Source organism: Ornithinimicrobium ciconiae, from assembly GCF_007197575.1.
Taxonomy (GTDB): Bacteria; Actinomycetota; Actinomycetes; order Actinomycetales; family Dermatophilaceae; genus Ornithinicoccus; species Ornithinicoccus ciconiae.
Map to the genome: position 1 here is coordinate 1,814,906 of NZ_CP041616.1, position 21,226 is coordinate 1,836,131.

A 21,226-nucleotide genomic window follows, 5' to 3' on the forward strand; every position below is an offset into this window, starting at 1 on the left:
GTCGGTGGGGCGACCTAGAATCAACTCGATGTCCACCTCAGCCGCCTCCGCCAGCAACTTCGTCCACCTGCACAACCACACCGAGTACTCCATGCTCGATGGTGCTGCCCGGATCAAGGACATGTTCGAGCGTGCCGCTGAGCTGGAGATGCCGGCGATCGCGACCACCGACCATGGCTACATCTTCGGTGCTCACGAGTTCTGGAGTGCGGGGCAGAAGGCCGGTGTGAAGCCGATCATCGGCCTGGAGGCCTATGTCACCCCGGGGACCCACCGGACAGACCGATCGCGGGTCAAGTACGGCGACGGTGGGCGCGATGACGTCTCGGGGTCGGGCGCCTACACCCACATGACGATGTGGGCGCGCAACAACAACGGTCTCAACAACCTCTTTCGGATGGCGTCACTGGCGTCCCTGGAGGGCTACTACTTCAAGCCGCGCATGGACCGCGAGCTCCTGGAGACCTACGGGCAGGGCATCATCGCCACCACGGGCTGCCCCTCGGGTGAGGTGCAGGTGCGGTTGCGTTTTGGTCAGTATGCCGAGGCGCGCCAGTACGCCGCCGACATGCAGGACATCTTCGGCAAGGAAAACTATTTCCTGGAGTTGATGGACCACGGCATCGACATCGAGCGCCGCACCCGCCAGGACCTCCTCAAGCTGGCCAAGGACCTCGACCTGCCCCTAGTAGCCACCAATGACCTGCACTACACCCGCAAGGAGGACGCCCAGAGCCACAGCGCGCTCCTGTGCATCCAGACCGCGGCCACGCTGCAGGACCCGACCCGTTTCAAGTTCGACGGTGACGGCTACTACCTCAAGTCCGCCCAGGAGATGCGCGAGGTCTGGCGCGAGCTGCCAGAAGCCTGCGACAACACGCTGCTGATCGCCGAGCGCTGCGAGGTCTCCTTCACGGAGGGGGAGGGGCGCTTCATGCCCCGCTTCCCCGTCCCGGAGGGCGAGAACGAGACGTCGTGGTTCGTCAAGGAGGTTGAGGCGGGCCTGCTGCGCCGCTTCCCCGAGGGCGTGCCGGACTACGCCCGCAAGCAGGCGCAGTATGAGACGGAGGTCATCCTCGGCAAGGGTTACCCCGGCTACTTCCTCGTGGTCGCCGACTTCATCAACTGGGCCAAGAGCCAAAAGATCCGGGTCGGGCCAGGGCGTGGCTCCGGTGCGGGGTCCATGTGCGCCTACGCGATGGGGATCACCGACCTTGACCCGATTCCTCACGGCCTGATCTTCGAGCGCTTCCTCAACCCGGAGCGCATGTCGATGCCCGACTTCGATGTCGACTTCGATGACCGGCGCCGCTCTGAGGTCATCCAGTACGTCACCGACAAGTACGGCGACGACCGGGTCGCGATGATTGCCACCTACGGCACGCTCAAGGCCAAGGCAGCGCTCAAGGACGCGGCCCGCGTGATGGGCTTCCCGTTCGCGATGGGGGAGAAGCTCACCAAGGCGATGCCACCAGCCGTGATGGGCAAGGACATCCCGCTGTCCGGCATCCACGACAAGGATCACCCGCGGTATGCCGAGGCCGGCGAGTTCCGCGAGCTGCTGGTGAACGACCCGGAGGCTCAGCAGGTCTTCGACACCGCCTCGGGTCTGGAGGGGCTCAAGCGCCAGTGGGGTGTGCACGCGGCCGGCGTCATCATGTCCAGCGAGCCGCTCCTCGACGTGATCCCGATCATGCGCCGCGAGCAGGACGGCCAGGTCATCACCCAGTTCGACTACCCCACGTGTGAGCGCCTCGGGCTGGTCAAGATGGACTTCCTGGGTCTGCGCAACCTGACGGTCCTGGATGACGCGATTGCCAACGTCAAGCTCAACCGAGGCGAGGATCTCGACCTGGACGTCCTGTCCAAGGACATGACCGACCCCAAGGCCTACGAGCTGCTCGGTCGTGGTGACACCCTCGGGGTCTTCCAGCTGGACGGCTCCGGCATGCGCCAGTTGCTGCGGCTGATGCAGCCCGACAACTTCGAGGACATCTCCGCGGCCCTCGCGCTCTATCGCCCCGGCCCGATGGGCGTCAACGCGCACACAAACTTTGCCCTGCGCAAGAACAACAAGCAGGAGGTCGTCCCACTCGACCCGCAGTTGAAGGGCAAACTCCAGCCCGAGATGGTGGAGGCCCTGGAGCCGATCCTGGGCACAACTTACGGGCTGTGCATCTACCAGGAGCAGGTCATGGAGATCGCCCAGAAGCTTGCGGGCTACACGCTGGGCAATGCGGACTTGCTGCGACGCGCGATGGGCAAGAAGAAGAAGGAGGTCCTCGACGCCGAGTACATCCCCTTCTCGGACGGGATGAAGGCCAACGGCTACAACGAGGCATCGGTGGCGGCGCTGTGGGGTGTGCTCGTGCCGTTCTCCGACTACGCCTTCAACAAGGCGCACACCGCGGCCTACGGCGTCATCTCCTACTGGACCGCCTACCTCAAGGCCAACTACCCGGCCGAGTACATGGCTGCGCTGCTCACCAGCGTCCGCGACGACAAGGACAAGACAGCCCTCTATCTCAACGAGTGCCGACGGATGGGCATCGCGGTGCTGCCGCCGGATGTCAACGAGTCGATCGCCAACTTCGCCGCCGTCGGCAAGGACATCCGCTTCGGGCTGGCCGCGATCCGCAATGTCGGCACCAACGTCGTCGACGGCATCGTCGCCACCCGTGAGGCGAAGGGTAAGTTCACCTCCTTCGAGGACTTCCTGCGCAAGTGCCCGGCGGTGGTCTGCCACAAGCGCACCATCGAGTCGTTGATCAAGGGCGGCGCCTTCGACGAGCTCAACCACCCGCGACAGGGTCTGGTCACCGTCCACGAGCGCTATGTCGACGCACTCGCAGAGGAGAAGAAGCAGGAGGCGATCGGCCAGGACAGCCTATTCGGTGGCTTCGGCGGTGAGGAGGCCGACGTCCAGATCGTCACGCTTCCACCGGTGCCGGACATCGAGTGGGAGAAGCAGATCAAGCTGGCCTTCGAGCGGGAGTATCTCGGCCTGTATGTCTCCGACCACCCGCTCAACGGCATCGAGCACATCCTGACCGCCAATGCCAGCGCCACGATCGGTGCCATTGTCAGTGAGGACGGCCCGCAGGACGGGGAGTTCGTCACCGTCGCCGGCCTGATGACGTCTGTGCAGCTCAAACGCACCAAGAACGGCGATCCCTATGCCCGGGTGATGCTCGAGGACCTGGTCGGCTCGATCGAGTGCGTCTTCTTCCCCAAGTCCTATATGACCGTCTCGACGATGCTGGCGCCGGACACGGTGGCGGTGATCCGGGGCCGTTTCAAACGCAGCGAGGACACCACAGAGATCCTGGCCCAGGAGCTCACCCTGCCGGAGATCAAGGAGGGACCGCGGGGGCCCGTGCTGGTCACCCTCCCGCTGACCCGCGCCACCGACGGGCTGGCCCACAACCTGCGCAAGGTGCTGGCCGATCACCCCGGATCGACCGAGGTGCACGTCAAACTCACCCAGCCCGGGCGCCAGGTGCTGCTGCGCCTCGATCCGACGCTGCGCGTGACGGCCTCACCGGAGTTCTTCGGCGACATCAAGGCCCTGCTCGGGCCGGCCGCGGTCGGCAGCTGACCGTCTGAGGGCAGCCCCCCGTCCTCGGTGAGGGGCCGTCGAGCAGGTTGCGCGTCGGCCGAAGGTTCGGCGTCGGCGGGTGCCGGTTGTTAACGTCGGAGCATGACTACCGGACAGAACGCGCCCATCCTGATGGGTGTCTACCGCTTCCCGAAGCTGCTGACCTCGAAGTCTGAACCGGCCATCCTCGGCGTTCTGCCGGGACGCGTGTGGCTGACGGGGCAGGACGGCGTCTTCTTTGACGCGCCTGCCGACCAGGTCTCGGCCAAGGCCAACTCGACCGTGGGCCATGTGACCCTTGAGGCCGACGGCACGAAGCACATCGTCGCCGGAGTCGGCAGCGCCAAGGGCGGCCCCTTCAGCCCCGAGCAGATCCAGGAGCTGCAGCAGTCCCGGCAGGCGACCGAGGCCGACGCGACCACGCAGTCACTGATGGCCGGCCGCAACCTGTTCATCGGCACCCCGGGCAAGGTTGACGGCACCTATCACGGAGGCCTGCAGTCCATGATGGGCCGCGAGATCGGCCAGCAGCGCGACTTCGGTGCTGCGATGCGCGAGCTGCTGACCGCGGTGGGCGTCACGCTCTGAACCTCGTCACGTGAGTCCCGTCAGGTGACTCCAGTCAGGTGAGCTTCGTCACGTGAGTCCCGTCAACCGAGCCCCTGGCGCGCCTCGAGAGGCCCCGCTCGCCAGGGCCTCGCGCAGCACCTCGGCCACGTGGTCCGGGTGCGTGATAGGCAGCAGGTGAGTGGCCCGCGGCACCGTGATGACGTGAGTGTCCTCCCCGGCCTCGGCATAACGCCGTGCGTGGATCCGCATCTGGTCGAACTGGCCGTTGACCAGGAAGACCGGGCACTCCACCTGCTCCAGCAGGCTGGCGCGGCACTCGTCAAAGACGACCTGCCAGGCGGCGGGCAGAGACGCATAACTCTCGGCTCCGGGCAGTGACTGCTCACCGGCTCCCAACCGCCGCATCACCGCGTTGGAGGCCCGCGCCATCCGTTCGGCACCCACGAGGGGGAGCAGGTCGGCGAACCGACGGTAGACCCCTGCCAGCGCACCCACGGGCTCCGCGCTTGCCCCGATGAGGACCAGAGCGCGGAGGGTGCCCGGGTGCCGGTCGGCATACAGCATCGCCAGGTAGCCGCCCAGGCTGTGACCGGCCAGGATGACCGGCTGACCGGGGCGCGCGCCGTCAACGGCCAGCCGGATGGTCTGCACCGCCGCCTCGCCGGTGAACTCCTCCGCGAGTCGTGAGCCATGACCTGGCAGGTCAACCGCGACGATCTCAGCCTCCGGCAGCATCGCTGGATAGGCCTGCCACTCGGAGGCGTCCATGCGGGTGCCGTGGACCAGCACGAGGCGGGGCGCGATCGCGGACTCACTCACCCCTGCACCTTAGGCGCACCGTGGCTCGTCCTCGCCTTGTGCAAGCCGACGACGGAAATGCCACTAACCTTGGTGCTTGTGTCGACGACAATCCTGCGTGCAGCCAGCCCGACAGCCCTGACCCGGGCGGGGGGTCACTGATGGCTGGGGGCCTCGTCGCCCTGCTGGACGACATCGCCGCGATCGCGCGGATCGCCGCCGCTTCTGTCGACGATGTCGCCGCTGCGGCAGGGCGGGCGGGGGTCAAGTCCCTCGGTGTGGTCGTCGACGACGCCGCGGTCACGCCGCGTTATGTGACCGGGGCGAAGGCCGCGCGCGAACTGCCGATCATCAAGAAGATCGCGATCGGCTCGATCCGCAACAAACTGTTGTTCATCCTCCCGGCCATCATGCTGCTCAGCCAGTTCGTGCCCTGGACACTGACCCCGATCCTGATGCTCGGTGGCTCCTACCTGTGCTTTGAGGGGGCAGAAAAGGTCTACGAGGTGCTCGCCGGACACCACAAGGACAAGGCCGACGTCCCCGCCGCTGAGCAGGGGCCGGAGCAGGAGGACAAGATGGTGCGCGGCGCCATCACGACCGACTTCATCCTGTCTGCGGAGATCATGGTCATCGCCCTCAACGAGGTGGCCGACGAACCTTTCGTGAGCCGCCTGATCATCCTGATCGTGGTGGCGCTTGGCATCACTGCCCTGGTCTATGGCGCCGTCGCCCTGATCATCAAGATGGACGACATCGGGCTGCGACTGGCCGAGAACGAGAGCGAGTTCTCCACCAAGCTCGGGATGGGTCTGGTCAAGGCCATGCCGGTCGTGCTCAGCGTGCTGTCGAGCGTCGGCATCGTCGCCATGCTCTGGGTCGGTGGCCACATCATCCTGGTCGGCATGAACGATCTGGGCTTCTCCCCGATCTATGACTGGGTCCACCACCTCGAAGGCATCGTCGGCGGCTGGGTGCCGGCGATCAGCGGTGCGCTGTCCTGGTTGACGAACACCTTCTTCTCCGCGCTCCTCGGACTGCTGTGGGGTGCAGTCCTCGTGGCGGTCATGCACCTGCTGCCGATCGGCCGCAAGGATCCCGTGCACTGAGGGGGTAGCGCGGGAACGTGGCCCGGCACGCGTTGGGTGCCGTCACCCTCGACAGGTAGCCTCGGCCCGTGACTGAAACCCCGACCCCTCCCGTCGCAGCCAGGATCGAGCATGTGCGGGAGCACCATGGTGACAACGTCAGCGACCCCTATGAGTGGCTGCGTGAGAAGTCCAACGCCGAGGTGATCGCACACCTCGAGGCTGAGAACACCTATACCGAGGCGATGACCAGTCATCTGGGTGACCTCACGGAGGCAGTCTTCACCGAGATCAAGACCCGCACCCAGGAGACCGACCTGTCAGTGCCGGTGCGGCACGGCGACTGGTGGTACTACTCGCGCACCGTCGAGGGACAGCAGTACGCCATCCACTCCCGGATCGCCGTGGCCGACAGTCCCGACCGGCCCGAGGTCGCCGCTGACGGGGTCCCCGCGCAGGAGCAGATCCTGCTGGACGGCAACCAGGAGGCACAGGGCGAGTCCTTCCTGTCCTATGGCGGCTTCGAGGTCAGCCACGACGCGATGCAGCTGGCCTACTCCGTGGACACCAGCGGCGACGAGCGTTTTGACGTGCGGATCAAGGACCTGAGCACCGGCCAGGTCACCGAGCCCGGCATCACCGGGGTGGGCTACGGCCTGGCCTGGTCGGCCGACGGGCGCTACCTGTTCTACACCCGGGTCGACGACGCCTGGCGTCCCTACCAGGTGTGGCGCCACGAGATCGGCTCGCAGGACCCGGCGACCGCCGATGTGCTGGTCTTCCAGGAGGACGACGAGCGCTTCTGGATGGGCCTGGACACCTCCCGTGACGAGACGCACCTGCTCATCGGTCTGGGCACCAAGAACACCACCGAGTACCACCTGCTGCCGACCAGCGACCCGCTGGGTGACTTCCAGGTGGTCGCCCCCCGCGAGGAGGGCGTGGAGTATGCCGTGGAGGTCGCCAGCGACACCCTGTGGATCGTGCACAACCGCAACCACCGCGACTCCGAGCTGGCCCGGGCACCGCTGTCGGGGAGGTCGGCCCAGGACTGGAGCACCGTCATACCGGGCAGGGACGGGCAGCGGATCGCGGCAGTCGAGGCCTTCGCCACCCACCTGGCCGTCTCGCTGCGCACCGACGGACTGTCCCAGGTGCTGGTCCTGCCGCTGGACGCGACCAGTGACACCGGTGTGGGTGCGGGCTACCAGGTGCCGGTCGAGGAGGTTGTCTACAGCATCGACACCGGCAGCAATCCGGCCTACGACACCGGGACGCTGCAGGTGGTCATCGAGTCTTTGGTGACGCCTCGCTCGGTCTTCGACCTCGACCTGGGCTCGGGTGAGCTGACGCTGCTCAAGAGGCAGCCTGTCCTCGGTGATTTCGACCCGGACGACTATGTGCAGCACCGCCTCTGGGCGACCGCCGCCGACGGCACTCAGGTGCCGATCTCGCTGGTGGCGCACAAGGACGTGGTCGCGGACGGGACCGCGGCCGGCGTGCTCTACGGCTACGGCTCCTACGAGATCTCCATCGACCCCTACTTCTCGGTGTCGCGGCTGTCCTATCTCGACCGCGGCATCGTCTACGCCATCGCCCACATCCGCGGCGGTGGGGAGATGGGTCGGGGCTGGTACGAAGCCGGTCGCATGGAGAACAAGAAGAACACCTTCACCGACTTCATCGCCTGCGCCGACGAGCTGGTCTCCTCGGGGTGGGTCGCCCCGGACCGGCTCGGTGCCGCCGGTGGCTCGGCAGGTGGCCTGCTGATGGGTGCCGTGCTCAACCTGGCGCCGGAGAAGTTCCGCGCGGTGCACGCTGCGGTGCCCTTCGTCGACGCACTGACCACGATCCTGGACCCCTCACTGCCGCTGACGGTGGGGGAGTGGGAGGAGTGGGGCAACCCCCTGGAGCATGCCGATGTCTACGAGTACATGCGCTCCTACACCCCCTACGAGAACATCAGGGCGGTGGACTATCCGGCGATCCTGGCGACCACCGGTCTCAACGACACCCGGGTCTTCTATGTCGAACCGGCCAAGTGGGTGGCGCGACTGCGTGAGACGGTCACCTCCGACCCGGCGCACCGACCGATCCTGCTCAAGACGGAGATGGTCGCCGGCCACGGTGGCAAGACGGGCCGGTATGACGCGTGGCGGGAGACCGCTTTTGAGATCGCCTTCTTGATCGACCAGCTGGGCGCCGCCTGAGCTCGCGCCGCCTGAGCTCGCGCCGCCTGAGTTCGCGCGGGCTGAGTTCGCGCCGCCGTGCGGCACGACGCAACTGTGCTCAGCTGCAGTCGATGGTGTTGCCAGACTCCACACCGTCCCGGAGCCAGTAGCCGTAGCCGCCGACGGACTCGGCGACCTCGCAGACTGAGTCCGTGTCATAGCCGACCCAGTGGTAGGTCGCGTAGATGTTGGCTGCGCCCGTGGAGGCCGACGGACGGTTGAAGTTGTCGCACGACAGGTCCGTGCGCAGGTAGGCAGACCCAGGGTGCGCGTCCAAGGATGCCTGCACCTGGTCGGCGACATCAGAACCCACAAAGCTGTCGATAACCACCACACCAGCGCCGTCACAGTCGGGATAGGAGATCTGCTGGCTCACGTCGAGATCACCGGGCCGGAAGCTGCCGAAGTCTGAGCTGTCGACGAACGTGTGGACGGGTTCACTGGCCAGCACGGTGCTGCCCTGCATGACCCGCACCTCCCCGGAGGAGACGTCATAGGAGCCACCCCCGTCGACCACGCCCGACCAGCCGTAGGACGTCGCGACCGCGGGGGTGGTGATGGTCAGTCCGTCCCCGCGATTGAGTCCGTGATAGGTCAGCGAGCCATAGCTGTCGCAGATGATCGCGCGGAAGGAGTCGGTGTCGGCCAGGGCCACGAAGGAGCCCCGGTCGCGACAGTATGCCGAGTCAAAAGCGGCCGCGTCCGTGCCAGGGGCCGGGTTGGTCGACGAGCCGCCCGGTGGGGCGGGCGTGGTGCCAGGCGTGGTGCCTGAGGAGCCGGAGCCCGAACCGCCAGAGTCTGAGCTGCCGGTGTCTGAGCTGCCGGCGCCGGTGCCGTCCGAAGCCTGATGGCCTGAGCTGGATCCTGAGGCGCCCGACCCGGTGTCGGGGCTGTCAGCCAGCGGTGCCTCCGCGAGGGGCTCGCTGTCGTTGGTCGGAGTCGGCTGCACGGCTGGCTCGACGGGTGCGGGCTCCTCGTCGGTCAGGGCAGCCTCGTCGGCAACGGCACCATCCTCGGAGCCGAGCAGGTCCTCGCGTCCACCCGCGCTGTGGAAGGTCGTGGGGGTGTCCTCTGGCTGGTTGAGCCACCAATAGGTGCCGCCGGCAGCGGCGGCGACCACCAGGGCACCGACGAGTCCCAGGACGACCGGAGCACGGCGAGCGCCGCTGTGCGGTGGCTGCGAGGACGATGCTGTCATCGCTGCGGCAGGTGCCACCGGGGCCGTGTCGTGTGCACTGGCGGCCGCAGGCGGGACGGACGCTGGCGCCATCGAGGCGGCAACGGGCAGCGGCATGGTGAGTGGCCCGGGGTCGCTGGGTGGGGCTTCCCCCAGCGCCTCCAGCACGTGCTGCAGGGTGGGGCGACGGGACGCGTCGTCGGCGATCATCGAGGTCACGATCAAGGGCAGGGCTGACGATGGTCCAGAGGTGGTGTTCCGGCCCGTGTAGCCATCCAGTGCTCGCATCAGCTGGCCCAGACTGTAGACGTCCTCGGGCGGCTGGGGCGCCCTGACTCCATGCTCCGGTGCTGCTGGCCAGTTCGACGGTCGTTCTTGGGGATGGGGGCCTGCGAGGGTGACGGCGCCGACCTCGTTGTGCTCGGACACCGTGACGAAGACGGTGTGCGGCCCCACGTCACCGTGCGCAATGCCCTGGTCGTGCGCCGCGACCAGCTGATGGGCGACGGCCCGACCGACCGCCACCGTCGCCTGTGACCGCAGAGGCACACCGGAACTCATCAACGCCACGATGGACTGTTCACTCATAGGGACCCCTCGAGCAGGTTGAAGTTGAGACGCAGGGACACGGTCCGTGGACACTGGCCCTGACAGAGCACCACATCCGTGTCGCGTTGCAGTCGCGCTTGTGTCGCGACCCGGCCCCGCGCGGTCCAGGCACGACGCTCGCGCGACACAAGCACGACACTCGCGCGACAGTGATCTGGTGTCATCCGCCACGTGCCTATCGAGGGGAGCCAGCCCACCATGAACTTCTGCACCTCCTGCGGATCGCCGGCCGGTGATGGCCGGTTCTGTGGCAACTGCGGCTCGCCGCTGACGGCCGCGACCGACCAGCAGCCGACCGACCAGCAGCCGACCGACCAGCAGCCGACCGACCAGCAGCCGACCGACCAGCAGCCGAGTGGACAGCAGCCGGGTGGACAGGCACCAGGCGGGGCGCACCACGACTCGGTGCAGCCGCAGAACCCCCAGCCCTGGGACCCGGGGGCTGCGGTTTCCCAGCAGCTTGCACCGGACAGTCCATCTGGGGTGAGCGCCCCGGCAGTGGCGGGGAACGAGTCGCACGAGCACTGGGTCTCGCTCACGACACCGGCTTCCTCCGCAGAGACGGGCCAGCTGGCCACGCCGAGCACCTCCCTGGCCACGCCGAGGACCTCCCTGGCCGGGTCCGGAGACCTCGGGGACGTGATCCGGTCCAACCCCGGACCGGCGTTGCGGGCCGGTGCTGTCCTGGTGCTGGTGATCATCGCGCTGATCAAACCGTGGGAGCTCACCGCCCTCGGACTGTGGGGGGCCACCGAGAGCAACGCCGCGGCTGGCAACGGCTGGGCGCTGCTGGCGCTGCTGCTCGTGGCCGTGGCCGCCGCGATCGGTTTCTTCGCCGACAACGTCAGGACGCTGGAGCTGCCGATCGAGCCCCGCGTGCTGCAGGCGGTGCTCGTCGCACCCTTGGCAGTCCTGGCTGTGATCGCCATGATCCGCATGCTCGCCGAGGAGTCGGTGATGGGGCCATCAGTGGCGATCGGGCTGGTGGCGGCCATCCTCGCGGTCCAGATCGGTGCGCCGCTCCCGGAGGCGAGCACCGCCCGTCAGACCGCGATGGTGCTGCTCGTCTTCGGTGCCGTGCTGACCCTGTGGCAGCTGCGCGGGATCGTGGAGCTCGGACGGGTGGACGGGATGCTGGCAGTCATCCTGTTCATCACCGTCGGGTGGATCCCGCTGCTGGCAGCCTGGTTCGTCATGGGCCTGCGCGAGCACAAGCCGGCGGAGTGGGCGGCGCTGATCGTCTTTGGGGCGGCCCTGCTGGCGGCGATGCTCCTGGTGTCCGGGGGTGCCGACGTCGGGCTCACCCTGCTGCTGGCAGGCGCCACCGTCGCGACCGCTCCCGGGCTGGCGAGCCTGATGCAGATGTCCCCGGACCCTGCGGACCGCTGGTTGCAGTGGGCCGCCGGTGTCATGGTCCTGTGGATGGTCGGCGGTGCGGTCATGTGTGTGATCGGGCTGTTCGGGGCGATCCAACTCAGCGGCTCCGGCATCGGCGTCGGTGCTCTGGTCTGGATCGGGCTGTGGGGCGCGGCGACAGCCATCGTGGCCGGTGTCGCCCGCAACAAGCTCGTGGAGGATCCCGCGGTGGGCCGCATGATCGCCGTGATCTTCGCGGCCGTCTCGGTGCTGATCTATGTCGTCTCGTTGGCGGCGATCGACGCTGACCTCACCGAACCGGCCACCCTCCTGGTGGGACTCACGGTGCCGGTCGTCATCGTCCTGATGCTGGCGGTCCCTGGCTCGGTGAACCGGCGCTATGGCAACCTGCTGCCGACGAGCACCTCTGGTCGCGTCGTCGACTAACCAGGTGCTCCGACTGACGTCAGGCGCGGGTCGCGACGGTGAGCAGGACCGCTGCGTCGGAGAGAGCGGCCAGATCGTGTCGGGCCGCCGGGATCACCAGAAAGTCGCCGGCGCTGCCCTCCCAGACGTCATCACCAGCGCCGAGGCGGACCTGACCGCGCAGGACCTGCAACGTCGCCTCGCCTGGTGTCTCGTGCTCATTGAGCGATCTGCCCTCGACCAGCACGATCAGCGTCTGTCGCAGGTCGTGGTCGTGTCCGCCATGAAGTGTCACCGCCGCCCGCCCACTACTGGCCGCGTGTGCTTTCGCGAGCTGCTCGTCGATGAGCTTGACCACAGAGGTGGACTCCATGGTCGCACCCTACCAATCGTCCTCGTGCTGGGTGAGCGGCGTGAGTGCCGCCCAGACCACTTCGCGTCGCTGTCTGCCATGCTGGGCAGGTGCCGGAACGTGCCTGCCAGTTCTGCGCGATCATCCGCGGTCAGGAGCCTGCGGAGATCGTGCTGGACACCCCTGAGGTGCTGGCCTTCCTGGACCGGCGTCCCGTCTTCAAGGGCCATCTCCTGGTGGTGCCGCGGGACCACGTCGAGACGTTGACCGACCTGCCCGACCCATTGCTCGAGCCGGTCTTCTCCGCAGCCCGTCTGATGGCCGCGACTGTCAAGACAGCGCTGGGCTGCACGGGTTCCTTTGTGGCGCTGAACAACACGGTCAGCCAGTCCGTCCCGCACCTGCACGTGCACGTGGTGCCCCGCACCAAGGGCGACGGGTTGCGTGGATTCTTCTGGCCGCGGACGACCTATGAGGACGGTGAGATGACCGAGTATGCCGACCGGCTGCGGGCCGCCCTCACCGACCAGACCGGGGCGGACGGCATACGAGAAGGAGATCAGCGTGAGTGACGTGCGCCCGCCGGACCCGGTCCCTGACGGCGTCGCCGCGGACCTGGCCGGGCTGCGGAGCGCGCTCGAGGCGCAACTGGTGCCCCGCACCCCCGACAACCTGTTGATCGGCACCTGGAACATCCGCCACCTGGGTGGTTACACCGACAAGTGGACCGCGACGGACGGCGACTCACCGAAGCGGGACTGGCACTCCATGGCGGCCCTGGCGGAGGTGATCCGGCGTTTCGACGTGACCGCGATCCAGGAGACCCGGCGGGACACCTCCGCGCTGTTTGCGATCCTGTCCCTGCTGGGGGACGACTTCCGGGTGATCGCCTCGGACGTGACCGAGGGCGACAAGGGCAATGACGAGCGGTTGGCCTACATCTATGACGCGACCCGGGTGCAACCCTCCGGTCTGGTCGGGGAGATCGTGCTGCCCGCGGACGCTGAGGGCGAGGTGAAGCAGTTTGCCCGCACCCCCTATGCCGCGGGGTTCGTGCGCAATGGGGTGGAGTTCATCCTCACGACCGTGCATGTGCTGTGGGGCAAGCGACCTGACGACCGGCTGCCGGAGCTCACTGCGTTCGCGGAGTGGATGCGCAGCTGGGCCGACCGCCCCAAGGACTGGAACCGCAACCTGATGGTGCTCGGAGACTTCAACATCGACCGCTACGAGGACCCGTTGTGGCAGGCGTTCTTCGCCACCGGGCTGTCCCCGCCGGCGGTGCTGCACGACGTGCACCGGACGATCTTCGACAACGACTTCGATCGGCACTTCTATGACCAGATCTCGTGGTTCACGCCGACGCTGGCGGACGGCACGACGGTCTCGCGGCTCGAGGGGCTGGAGTTCGACCAGGTCGGTGGCAATGTCGACTTTCTGCCCCATGTCCTCACCGGGTCTGGGTTGGACAAGCAGCAGATGTCCTGGCGGATCAGTGACCACTACCCGCTGTGGCTGGAGTTCCTCGTCAGCGAGTGACGGGTGCCGGGACAGTTTCCGCCTCAGCGGGCGACCGGCAATGTCCTGCAGTGCCAAGGTGTGAAGGGACCAAACCTCCCCACACAGAGGTCAGGCGATGAAGACCGTGGTCTGCGTCCCGACGAACTCATAGCCCAGCACCTGCGCGAGGCGCTTGGACGCCTCGTTGTCCCACCGGGCCCGCCACTGCGGGACCAGTCCGGCGTCGAGCGCGGCGTTGGTGCCGGCCGCCGCGGCCAGCACCCCATAGCCCCGGCCGCGCGCCTTCGAGCTGGTCAGCACGCCCATGTGGGCCAGGGCATCGGCCCACACCAGATAGCCGGACCCGGCCAGCGGCTCGCCGTCGGGAGCGTCCAGCAGGATCCAGCGGTGCGGCATGCTGCTCAGCCCGACCTCCTCGACGTCCTCGTCAGAGCACGCCGCCTCCAGGGCGGCGACGGCGGCCCCGTCCTGGCTGATCGGCAGGTCCGCGTGCTCGACCCGGTCGTCGGTGTAGGACAGCTCGGCGGACCCCAACGGTCGGGCGCCGTGGTCGGCGGCGAGGCTCATCAGGACCGGGAGCAGCGCGAGCTGGTCGTCGGGCACGGTGCTCGCCCGGTCAAGTGCCCACCGCGGTCCGCTCAGGATGCCCTGACCGAAGACTCGCACGAAGGAGACGGTCTCCGCCTCCGCCACCTCACGCACCAGCCGTGGGAACGTGCCGGACGTCGGGACAGCGGAGTCCGCGCCCGACTCTGCGGCTTCTGCCGGCCCGGTGCCCAGTTCAGCGACGCCGAGCAACTGGGCCCAGGCACGCCGGATGGTCTGTTGTGTGCTCCCTTTCACACCCCCGAGGCTATCGGCACCCCGCCTGGCCGAACCGGGCACCAGTGGATAGCCTCGCAAGCATGAGCCTCGATCGACCCGTCACGCCCGATCCCTACGACCTGCTGCCGGCAGTGCCCTCGTTCACGGTGACCAGCGCCGACGTCACCGACGGGCAGCCGCTGAAGGACGACCAGGTGGCCGCACTGGGCAACAACATCTCACCGCAGCTGAGCTGGTCCGACATCCCGGAGGGCACCAAGTCCTTCGTCGTGACCTGCTTCGACCCGGACGCGCCGACCCCGTCGGGCTACTGGCACTGGGTGCTGGTAGACCTGCCGGCGGACGTGACCGCGCTGGAGACCGGAGCTGCCGCGGGCGAGCTGCCGGGCAGCGCCTTCCACGTCCGCAACGACGGCGGCGAGGCTGGCTTCGGGGGTGCTGCGCCGCCAGAGGGTGACCAGGTGCACCGCTACTTCTTCGTCGTGCACGCCGTCGGCGAGGAGTCCCTGGGCGTCACCGCCGACGCCTCACCCGCGGTCGTCTCCTTCAACCTGGCGTTCAAGACCCTCGGCCGGGCGATCATTACCGGCACCTACCAGCACTGAGGGCACGGGCCTGCCTGCGAGATCAGCCGGTCAGGTCCCGCAGCGCCCCGTCCAGGGTCGGGTGGGTGAACTCGAACCCGGCATCCGTCGTCAGCGCGGACGTCGCGTGCCGACCCGTCAGGCCGAGTGCGGGATCGGTGCGCAGCACCACCCCGCCGACATGCACCAGCGGCGCCGGTGTCGGGGGAGCCGTTGGACGGCGCAACCGTTTGCGCAGGGTCGCCATCAGTTCCTCGTTGCGCACCGGGTGTGGGGCTGCCGCGACGAGTATGCCGTCAGGCAGGTCCACCTCCGGCTCCAGTGCGAGGCTGGCCCGGACGAGCGCGAGCCAGTCCTGCAGGTGGATCCAGCTGAACCACTGCTGACCCGAACCGACCCGCCCGCCGAGACCGACCCGGGTCAGCTGGGTGAGGCGGTCCAGGGCGGGAGAGCCGTCCTGCAGGACGATGCTCGTGCGCAGCACTGTCATGTGCTCGGCGTTGGCGCCCTGCACGGCCCCCTCCCACGGCTGGGCGACGCCGGTCATCTGCGGCAGGGCTGCCGCTCCCGTCGGCAGCGGTGAGCGCTCGGTGAGCCGCGCCTCGCCGGCGTCGGACCAGATCGCGGTCGTGGACCCCTGCAGCCACCGGGCCAGGGGAGTGGCCAGCTCCTGGCTGGCCACCACGAGAGCCCGGGTCGCCTGGACCCGGGAGTCCCGCAGGTCGGCGATGTTGGCCGCGGTCGGGCGCACGTCGACGAGACGGCCGGCCAGGTTGACCACCGCGGTCCGTGCGGGGTCGTCCGCAAGCTCGTGCACCCACGGGCCCAGGGTCAGCCCGTCCCACTCCACCTGGCGGTGGGGCAACCCGGGATCGACCCGCCGGGTCAGGACCACCACGTCGTGGCCGCGGGTGGACAGGTCCGCACACAGGCTGCGCCCCAGCGTGCCGGACCCGCCGGCGACCACGACTTTGAGCAGCTCCGCGTCGGGGTGGGGACGCAACAGCCGGTGCAGCCGGGTCACCGCCTGCGGCCAGTCAGCGATCAGGTCCTTGCCGATGCTCGCCACGATGGCGGCAGTCGCCGGGCCGGACACGGTCACCTGCTGCTCAAGGGTGGTGCCGCCCTCCTCGTGCGGGTGCAGCGTCCAGCGCACCCGGGTGCCGCCACGGGGGGCCGGCTGCTCGAAGGCCAAGGACCTGCCGTCCGTGACGTCGGTGATCCGCAACGGACCGGCAGTGCGCCCGTGCAGGGCCGCCGCCCAGCCGCGGGCAGGCAGGTAGTGACCCCGGCGTCCCGGGGTGACGCGCGCCGCCTGCGTCTCGACGACGGCGACCGTGTGGGAGACGGGCGCTCCGTCATACGTGTGCGGCTCGTCGGGCTCGAGGGTGAAGGAGCTGATGGCGCGGCTCCAGGCCGGCCAGCGTGTCGGGTCACCCACGACACCCCACAACTCATCGGCCGGGATCGCGAGGTAGTGGCGGAGGGTGCGCTGCCAGGTCATGGCCCCAGCCAACCACGCCCGGGGGTGCAGTCATGCACTCGATGCCGGGTGCATGGCAGGCTGGAGTCATGACGTTCGAGAACGGGCAGGTCCCACCGCCGCCTCCGCAGAAGAAACCGACCCACAACAAGCGCAACGGCTGGCTCTATGTCGGGCTGGGCGTGCTGTTCGTGCTGCTCGGTGTCCTCGGCTTTGTCGGCGACACCCGTGGTGATCTGTTCAACTGGATCTTCATCGCGCTGGGAGTCGCCAACGCAGTCATGGGAGTGTCGGCGATCCGGCAGTCCCGCAAGACCCTTGACCCCTTTGCCAACCAGGCCAGGAGGACCCCGTGACCGACACCCCCGATCCGCAGCCCGAGCAGGAGCCGGTGACCCTCACGCGGCAGCAGACCGCCCGCAACAAGCGCCAGGCCTGGCTCTACATCGTCATCGGCGTCGCGCTGGGAGTCGTGGCCGTCATCGGTCTGCTCGCCGACGACGCCGGCTTCCTCGACTGGCTGCTCCTGGCCCTGGCCATCATCAACCTGACCATCGGCGTGATGGCGTTGACCCGTCCGCAACCGCGGCTGGGCAGCCCCGACGACAGCTGAAGATCACCCGGCCAGCAGGTCGCGGACGTGCTGGGCCAGTCGCACGGTGGCCTCGATCTCGACGCGACGGTTGGACACGCTCTCGATGTTGAAACCAAACGGCACGTCCAGCCTGCGGCAGAACTGCGCCAGCTCGCGTGCCATCCCGGTGCACTGCTCGTAGGAGTCGCTGAGCGGGTCCTCGGCGTGCTCCAGCTGGTTCTGGAGCCACCGAGGCACGTGCACCCCGAGCCACTGCAGGAACTCCAGGGTCCGGGTCGAGCCGCACACCGACAGGGTGAAGACCACGTGGGCCGGCTCGCGACCCTGCCCGCGGCAGGCATAGGCGTAGTCGGAGACCAGGTCCTTGGCCCAGGTCAGGTCATAGACCACCTGGGTCACGAAGAACGAGGTGCCCAGGGCCTGCTTGGCCAGCATGCGGTCGTGCTCATCGTTGTGGTGGGCGTGCCTCTCGGGGATCGCCACGGCGCCCAGCGGCACGACGCTGCCGGTGTCCCGCCACAACGACTGGGCCTCGGTCAACCGCGTCCGGACGGCCGAGTCGCGCGAGGAGGCACCGACCAGGACGGTGGCCACCAGCGCGGGGTCCTGCCCGGCGAGCCAGCCCTTGAGCTCGGTGGGGTCGTACTTGCCGACCGAGCGATAGATGATCACCGGGCGGTCCCACCGGCGCAGATAGTCGGCGTGGAAGCGTGCCGGGTCCAGGCTGGCGACGAAGGGGAAGGGGCGCAGCGCCGGGTTGCGGTCCGACTCGTCCTCGATGTCATAGAGGACCAGCGCGTCCAGCTCCAGGTCGCGCACCCGCTCCAGGGTCACGTCCGCGATGCGGGTCAGGTCCTCCGGAGTGGTCGCCCGTCGGGGCGGGGTGATGCTGAAGAGGCGCAGCGGACGGCTCCGCTCGCTCAGCCGGTCCCCGAAGCCACGCGCTGGATCCTGCTCCCTCACCGTCGCCATACCTGTGCCTCCTTCGGAGGGCCACGCTACTGCGTCGCCGGGCCGCCCCAGCACGGAGGCCAGCGGTCCGGCGCCGACACAGGACCGCTGTCTGCCACCTGCGTGTGGCGACCGACTGTTGCGCCCCGACTGACTGGAGGGCTCAGATCCGCGGTGGGGTGGCCGCGCTCACCGGGGTGCGCCGGGCAACCTCCACGATCTCCTCGTGCGCCGGCTCGGGCACCCGGGCCGAGATCATCACGAATCGTTGTCCCGGCTCGCAGGTCCGGCGGATCCGCTCCTGCTCGTCGTGGGAGGCCACCACGATGAGGGTCCGGGCCAGCGCGGTGCGGATCTGAGCTGTGATGGCGCTCGCCGTGGGACAGATCACGGCGATGAGCTGGCCCCGTCGAGACACCGGGACTCCCCAGGCGTATGACGGCAGGGACCGCCCTGCGTGCACGTCCAGTCTCCCCGGGGTGCTGAACATCTCACGGGTCGGTTGCACCAGGGCCCGCCTGCGGTTGCGGGCGCGCAGGATATTGCGTGCCCGCTCATAGGCCTCGTGGACCGCCACCTCGCGGGCGGTGGCCCGGGCGATCGCCGCGTGGGCGGCATCGACGATGACCGGCGCTATCGGGGAGGTGTGCAGGTCCACCCGTGGGGGCGGAGGCATCGTGGCGGTCTCTGCCGACTCAACAGAGGCCGACGGCTCGTCGGACTCAGTGGCGGACGCAGACATGGGAGCACTCTGGCAGATGACACCGTCAGTGTCGGAGATCAGGGCTCAGCGCGTCGACCCAGTTCCGCTCCGTCACCAGGTCGGCGGCATCCACAGACGGCCTATGTCTCCATTGCCTACACCGCGCGCATCGTGGCCCCGCTGCCGACGCCGGACGGTGAGGAAGTCCGACTGTCGCTGGTTCACCCGGCAGGAGTTGGCGGAGTCGGCATCGGTGGGCGACTTCGCCCGGGAGAGCTTTCGGGCGCTCGGCTGGATCTAGCCGCAACGGCATTCCGCGCGTGCGCCGCGACGCCGCTGCGCAGGAGGCCGACCACGCGCACCCGCGGTAGTGGTTCACCGCCTCCCACTGACCGACGAGAGCGCACCAGCGACAAACGCACGTGGCCCCTGATTGCGATGTTCGCAGGTCAGGGGCCACGTGCGTGACGGGCAAGGCTTAGATGTCGAAGTACATCTCGGACACGTGCCGCATGATGTGCTGGGATTGGCTGGAATGGGCGAAGGTGGGTTGACCTGCGGGTTTGCGGTCGGGGAAGGTTGGCACTGATTGGCCTCTTGCGGACCTCTTGCGGACTTTTTGCGGACTAGAACAGTCCCCTCCAGGTGATCCCTGGAGGGGACTGTCGTCGGCGCTGGCAGGGTCTCGGGGTAGGTAACCTAGCCTGCCATCCTTCCCATTGGTCTGCCCAGCATCATGGTGAACCTAGGCAGGGGTGAGGTTGACGCCGGTCTAGGTGCCCGCGTGTTCAGCGATGCACTGTCGGGCGACCGACCAGGCATCGACCGGAGCGTCGGAGATCCGGAAGACCGGACCGACGACCTCGGGAGCGTCCGGGGAGCTGGTCACGTCGAAGACGTAGCCGATCTCCACGCTCGTCCCGGCGGGGAACACGACGGTGTAGCGGGCGATGGGGACCGAGCTGCCCACGACCTCGACGACTCGGGCGTCCCGGTCCGCGGGATAGATCAGGCAGCGGCCCTCGTAGCGCGTCTCGTAGATGGTGATGGGGAAGCCGTTGTCGTCGCTGCCCACGCCCATGACCTCCCGGAGCCGGCCCTCGCAGGCCATGACCGAGTCGACGAACCGACGTAGCTCCCGGTGTCTCACTGTGCCCTCACCCGGTAGCGGTGCAGGACGGCCAGCTCGGGCAGAGTCCAGCCTCCGAAGGTCCCAGGTGTGGTCTGGAATGGCCCTACGGTCTGCGTGCGGTCGACCGAGGGGTTCCGGTAGGACCGAGCAGCGCAGGAGATGATGACCGCGGCGATGTCGTCGGCCGGCTCCCCGGTGACGGTGTCGAAGCCACCGTCGCGGGTGTAGGCCTTGACCATTGCCGTGGCCGTCACCAGGTGCGCCTCGATCTGGTCGAGGTCCTGACCCGGCCCGGCAGGTGTGATGCCGAGCCAGGTCAGGACGTCGACTGGCAGGACCAGCATGCTCAGACCGTGATCCCCGTGAGCTTGACGATTGCGTCGTCGTTGAGCGGGGCCACGTCGTACCGGGCGGTCACGCGCAGGGCCATCTGGTCGTAGTCACCAAAGGTCTGGTCGAGCAGCTTGACCGTGGGGTTCTGGTCACGGGCCACGACGATCTGCGAGAAGTCGGCCAGGACCAGGTTCCCGGTGTCCGGGGCGCCGGTGGTGTCGGGGAGGCGGTTGGTCACGATGACCGGCTTGCCGAAGATGACATAGCCACCGGCGCGGGTCGGGTCCGGCTGGAGCACGTACTGGTTGGAGCCGGTGCCCTGCTTGACCTTGCGGAGCGCGGTCAGCTCGCGGGACGTCATGGCCCACTTCAGATTGGCCGGGTTGACGTTGGCCGCCAGGGCGAGGGCCTCGGCGTCGAGCAGATGGTCCAGGGTCAGCGCGCCCACGGACGTGATGGACTGGCCGGCGTAGTTCAGGATGCCCTTGGGCATGGTCGCGGTCGCGCCGTTGGAAGCGGACCAGAACTGCGCGTCGATGGTGTCGGCCACGTCCTTGACCAGACGCTCCTTGAGCGCGGCGTCCAGGGAGATCACCGACTGACGCGCCAGCTCATTGGAGAAGCGCGTGAGGGTCTTGACGCTCTTGATGGTCGAGGGCAGAAGAGCGACCTCGTCGAACGTGGGGTCGACCTCCGGGGTGATGAGCGCGTTCTCGGCGAACCATGCCGGCGAGGTCGCGGCTCCCAGCTTGGGGAGGCGGAGCGGGCCAGCGGTGTCGACGATCCGGACGCCGGAGGCAAGGAAGGTGGAAGCGGCCTCCAGGGGCTTGACCAGAACAGTCTGGACCTGCTCGGCGGTCAGCTCGGGGGCGGTGGTGGTGGAAACGGCCATCA

General features: G+C 68.3%; 20 protein-coding genes. 10 read left to right on the top strand and 10 right to left on the bottom strand.

Annotation, left to right across the window (positions count from 1 at the left end; all coding sequences use genetic code 11):
* Positions 1-28 precede the first annotated feature (28 nt).
* Positions 29-3,598, top strand: coding sequence for a DNA polymerase III subunit alpha (gene dnaE, locus FNH13_RS08230; protein ID WP_143783005.1), 3,570 nt, complete (start codon positions 29-31; stop codon positions 3,596-3,598).
* A 102-nt stretch (positions 3,599-3,700) separates the two neighbouring features.
* The gene (locus FNH13_RS08235) at positions 3,701-4,186 is read left to right on the top strand and encodes a hypothetical protein (RefSeq protein ID WP_143783006.1); all 486 of its coding nucleotides are present in this window, start codon (positions 3,701-3,703) and stop codon (positions 4,184-4,186) included.
* A gap of 48 nt (positions 4,187-4,234) precedes the next feature.
* Here the strand turns inward: FNH13_RS08235 and FNH13_RS08240 are convergent, their stop codons facing one another.
* Entirely contained in the window at positions 4,235-4,987 is a 753-nt protein-coding gene (locus FNH13_RS08240) for an alpha/beta fold hydrolase (RefSeq protein ID WP_228266655.1), read from the bottom strand.
* Positions 4,988-5,127: 140 nt separating this feature from the next.
* Between FNH13_RS08240 and FNH13_RS08245 the strand changes: the two genes are divergently transcribed.
* Both FNH13_RS08245 and FNH13_RS08250 read left to right on the top strand, forming a co-directional pair.
* Positions 5,128-6,075, top strand: a complete 948-nt coding sequence (locus FNH13_RS08245; RefSeq protein WP_143783007.1) for a DUF808 domain-containing protein — start codon at positions 5,128-5,130, stop codon at positions 6,073-6,075.
* A 68-nt stretch (positions 6,076-6,143) separates the two neighbouring features.
* Positions 6,144-8,264: a S9 family peptidase gene (locus FNH13_RS08250; protein ID WP_143783008.1), complete on the top strand. Its 2,121-nt coding sequence runs from the start codon at positions 6,144-6,146 to the stop codon at positions 8,262-8,264.
* 79 nt (positions 8,265-8,343) lie between these two features.
* Here FNH13_RS08250 and FNH13_RS08255 read toward each other — a convergent pair whose 3' ends face one another.
* Entirely contained in the window at positions 8,344-10,050 is a 1,707-nt protein-coding gene (locus FNH13_RS08255; protein WP_143783009.1) for a serine/threonine-protein kinase, read from the bottom strand.
* A 192-nt stretch (positions 10,051-10,242) separates the two neighbouring features.
* On the opposite strand from FNH13_RS08255, the gene FNH13_RS08260 reads away from it, so the two are divergent.
* Positions 10,243-11,874, top strand: a complete 1,632-nt coding sequence (locus FNH13_RS08260) for a DUF7937 domain-containing protein (protein WP_143783010.1) — start codon at positions 10,243-10,245, stop codon at positions 11,872-11,874.
* 19 nt (positions 11,875-11,893) lie between these two features.
* Here the strand turns inward: FNH13_RS08260 and FNH13_RS08265 are convergent, their stop codons facing one another.
* A complete protein-coding gene (locus FNH13_RS08265; protein WP_143783011.1) occupies positions 11,894-12,226 on the bottom strand; it encodes a cupin domain-containing protein in 333 nt (110 codons plus the stop codon).
* 89 nt (positions 12,227-12,315) lie between these two features.
* Between FNH13_RS08265 and FNH13_RS08270 the strand changes: the two genes are divergently transcribed.
* Both FNH13_RS08270 and FNH13_RS08275 read left to right on the top strand, forming a co-directional pair.
* Complete coding sequence (locus FNH13_RS08270; protein ID WP_143783012.1) at positions 12,316-12,777, top strand: HIT family protein; 462 nt, start codon at positions 12,316-12,318, stop codon at positions 12,775-12,777.
* Positions 12,770-13,744, top strand: a complete 975-nt coding sequence (locus FNH13_RS08275; protein ID WP_228266656.1) for an endonuclease/exonuclease/phosphatase family protein — start codon at positions 12,770-12,772, stop codon at positions 13,742-13,744. Before FNH13_RS08270 ends, FNH13_RS08275 begins: the two co-directional genes overlap by 8 nt.
* A 90-nt stretch (positions 13,745-13,834) precedes the next feature.
* Here FNH13_RS08275 and FNH13_RS08280 read toward each other — a convergent pair whose 3' ends face one another.
* Positions 13,835-14,569, bottom strand: coding sequence for a GNAT family N-acetyltransferase (locus FNH13_RS08280; protein WP_143783014.1), 735 nt, complete (start codon positions 14,567-14,569; stop codon positions 13,835-13,837).
* Positions 14,570-14,631: 62 nt separating this feature from the next.
* Here FNH13_RS08280 and FNH13_RS08285 point away from each other — a divergent pair, with 62 nt between their 5' ends.
* Positions 14,632-15,156, top strand: a complete 525-nt coding sequence (locus tag FNH13_RS08285) for a YbhB/YbcL family Raf kinase inhibitor-like protein (RefSeq protein ID WP_143783015.1) — start codon at positions 14,632-14,634, stop codon at positions 15,154-15,156.
* Between the two features lie 22 nt (positions 15,157-15,178).
* On the opposite strand, the gene FNH13_RS08290 is transcribed toward FNH13_RS08285, so the two are convergent.
* Positions 15,179-16,639 carry a DUF1731 domain-containing protein gene (locus FNH13_RS08290; protein ID WP_143783016.1) on the bottom strand — a complete coding sequence of 487 codons (1,461 nt, stop codon included), beginning with the start codon at positions 16,637-16,639 and terminating at the stop codon, positions 15,179-15,181.
* A 68-nt stretch (positions 16,640-16,707) separates the two neighbouring features.
* On the opposite strand from FNH13_RS08290, the gene FNH13_RS08295 reads away from it, so the two are divergent.
* Both FNH13_RS08295 and FNH13_RS08300 read left to right on the top strand, forming a co-directional pair.
* Positions 16,708-16,974 (top strand): hypothetical protein, encoded by a 267-nt coding sequence (locus FNH13_RS08295; protein WP_143783017.1) that lies wholly within the window; start codon positions 16,708-16,710, stop codon positions 16,972-16,974.
* Complete coding sequence (locus FNH13_RS08300) at positions 16,971-17,231, top strand: hypothetical protein (RefSeq protein WP_143783018.1); 261 nt, start codon at positions 16,971-16,973, stop codon at positions 17,229-17,231. Before FNH13_RS08295 ends, FNH13_RS08300 begins: the two co-directional genes overlap by 4 nt.
* Positions 17,232-17,234: 3 nt before the next feature.
* Here FNH13_RS08300 and FNH13_RS08305 read toward each other — a convergent pair whose 3' ends face one another.
* From FNH13_RS08305 to FNH13_RS08325, 5 genes are all read right to left on the bottom strand, one after another.
* Positions 17,235-18,185, bottom strand: coding sequence for a 5,10-methylenetetrahydrofolate reductase (locus tag FNH13_RS08305; protein WP_228266657.1), 951 nt, complete (start codon positions 18,183-18,185; stop codon positions 17,235-17,237).
* Positions 18,186-18,327: 142 nt separating this feature from the next.
* Entirely contained in the window at positions 18,328-18,906 is a 579-nt protein-coding gene (locus FNH13_RS08310) for a hypothetical protein (RefSeq protein WP_143783019.1), read from the bottom strand.
* A gap of 733 nt (positions 18,907-19,639) precedes the next feature.
* Positions 19,640-20,017 carry a DUF6093 family protein gene (locus tag FNH13_RS08315; RefSeq protein ID WP_143783020.1) on the bottom strand — a complete coding sequence of 126 codons (378 nt, stop codon included), beginning with the start codon at positions 20,015-20,017 and terminating at the stop codon, positions 19,640-19,642.
* Complete coding sequence (locus FNH13_RS08320; protein ID WP_143783021.1) at positions 20,014-20,343, bottom strand: hypothetical protein; 330 nt, start codon at positions 20,341-20,343, stop codon at positions 20,014-20,016. Before FNH13_RS08320 ends, FNH13_RS08315 begins: the two co-directional genes overlap by 4 nt.
* 2 nt (positions 20,344-20,345) lie before the next feature.
* Positions 20,346-21,224, bottom strand: a complete 879-nt coding sequence (locus FNH13_RS08325; protein ID WP_143783022.1) for a phage major capsid protein — start codon at positions 21,222-21,224, stop codon at positions 20,346-20,348.
* Positions 21,225-21,226 lie beyond the last annotated feature (2 nt).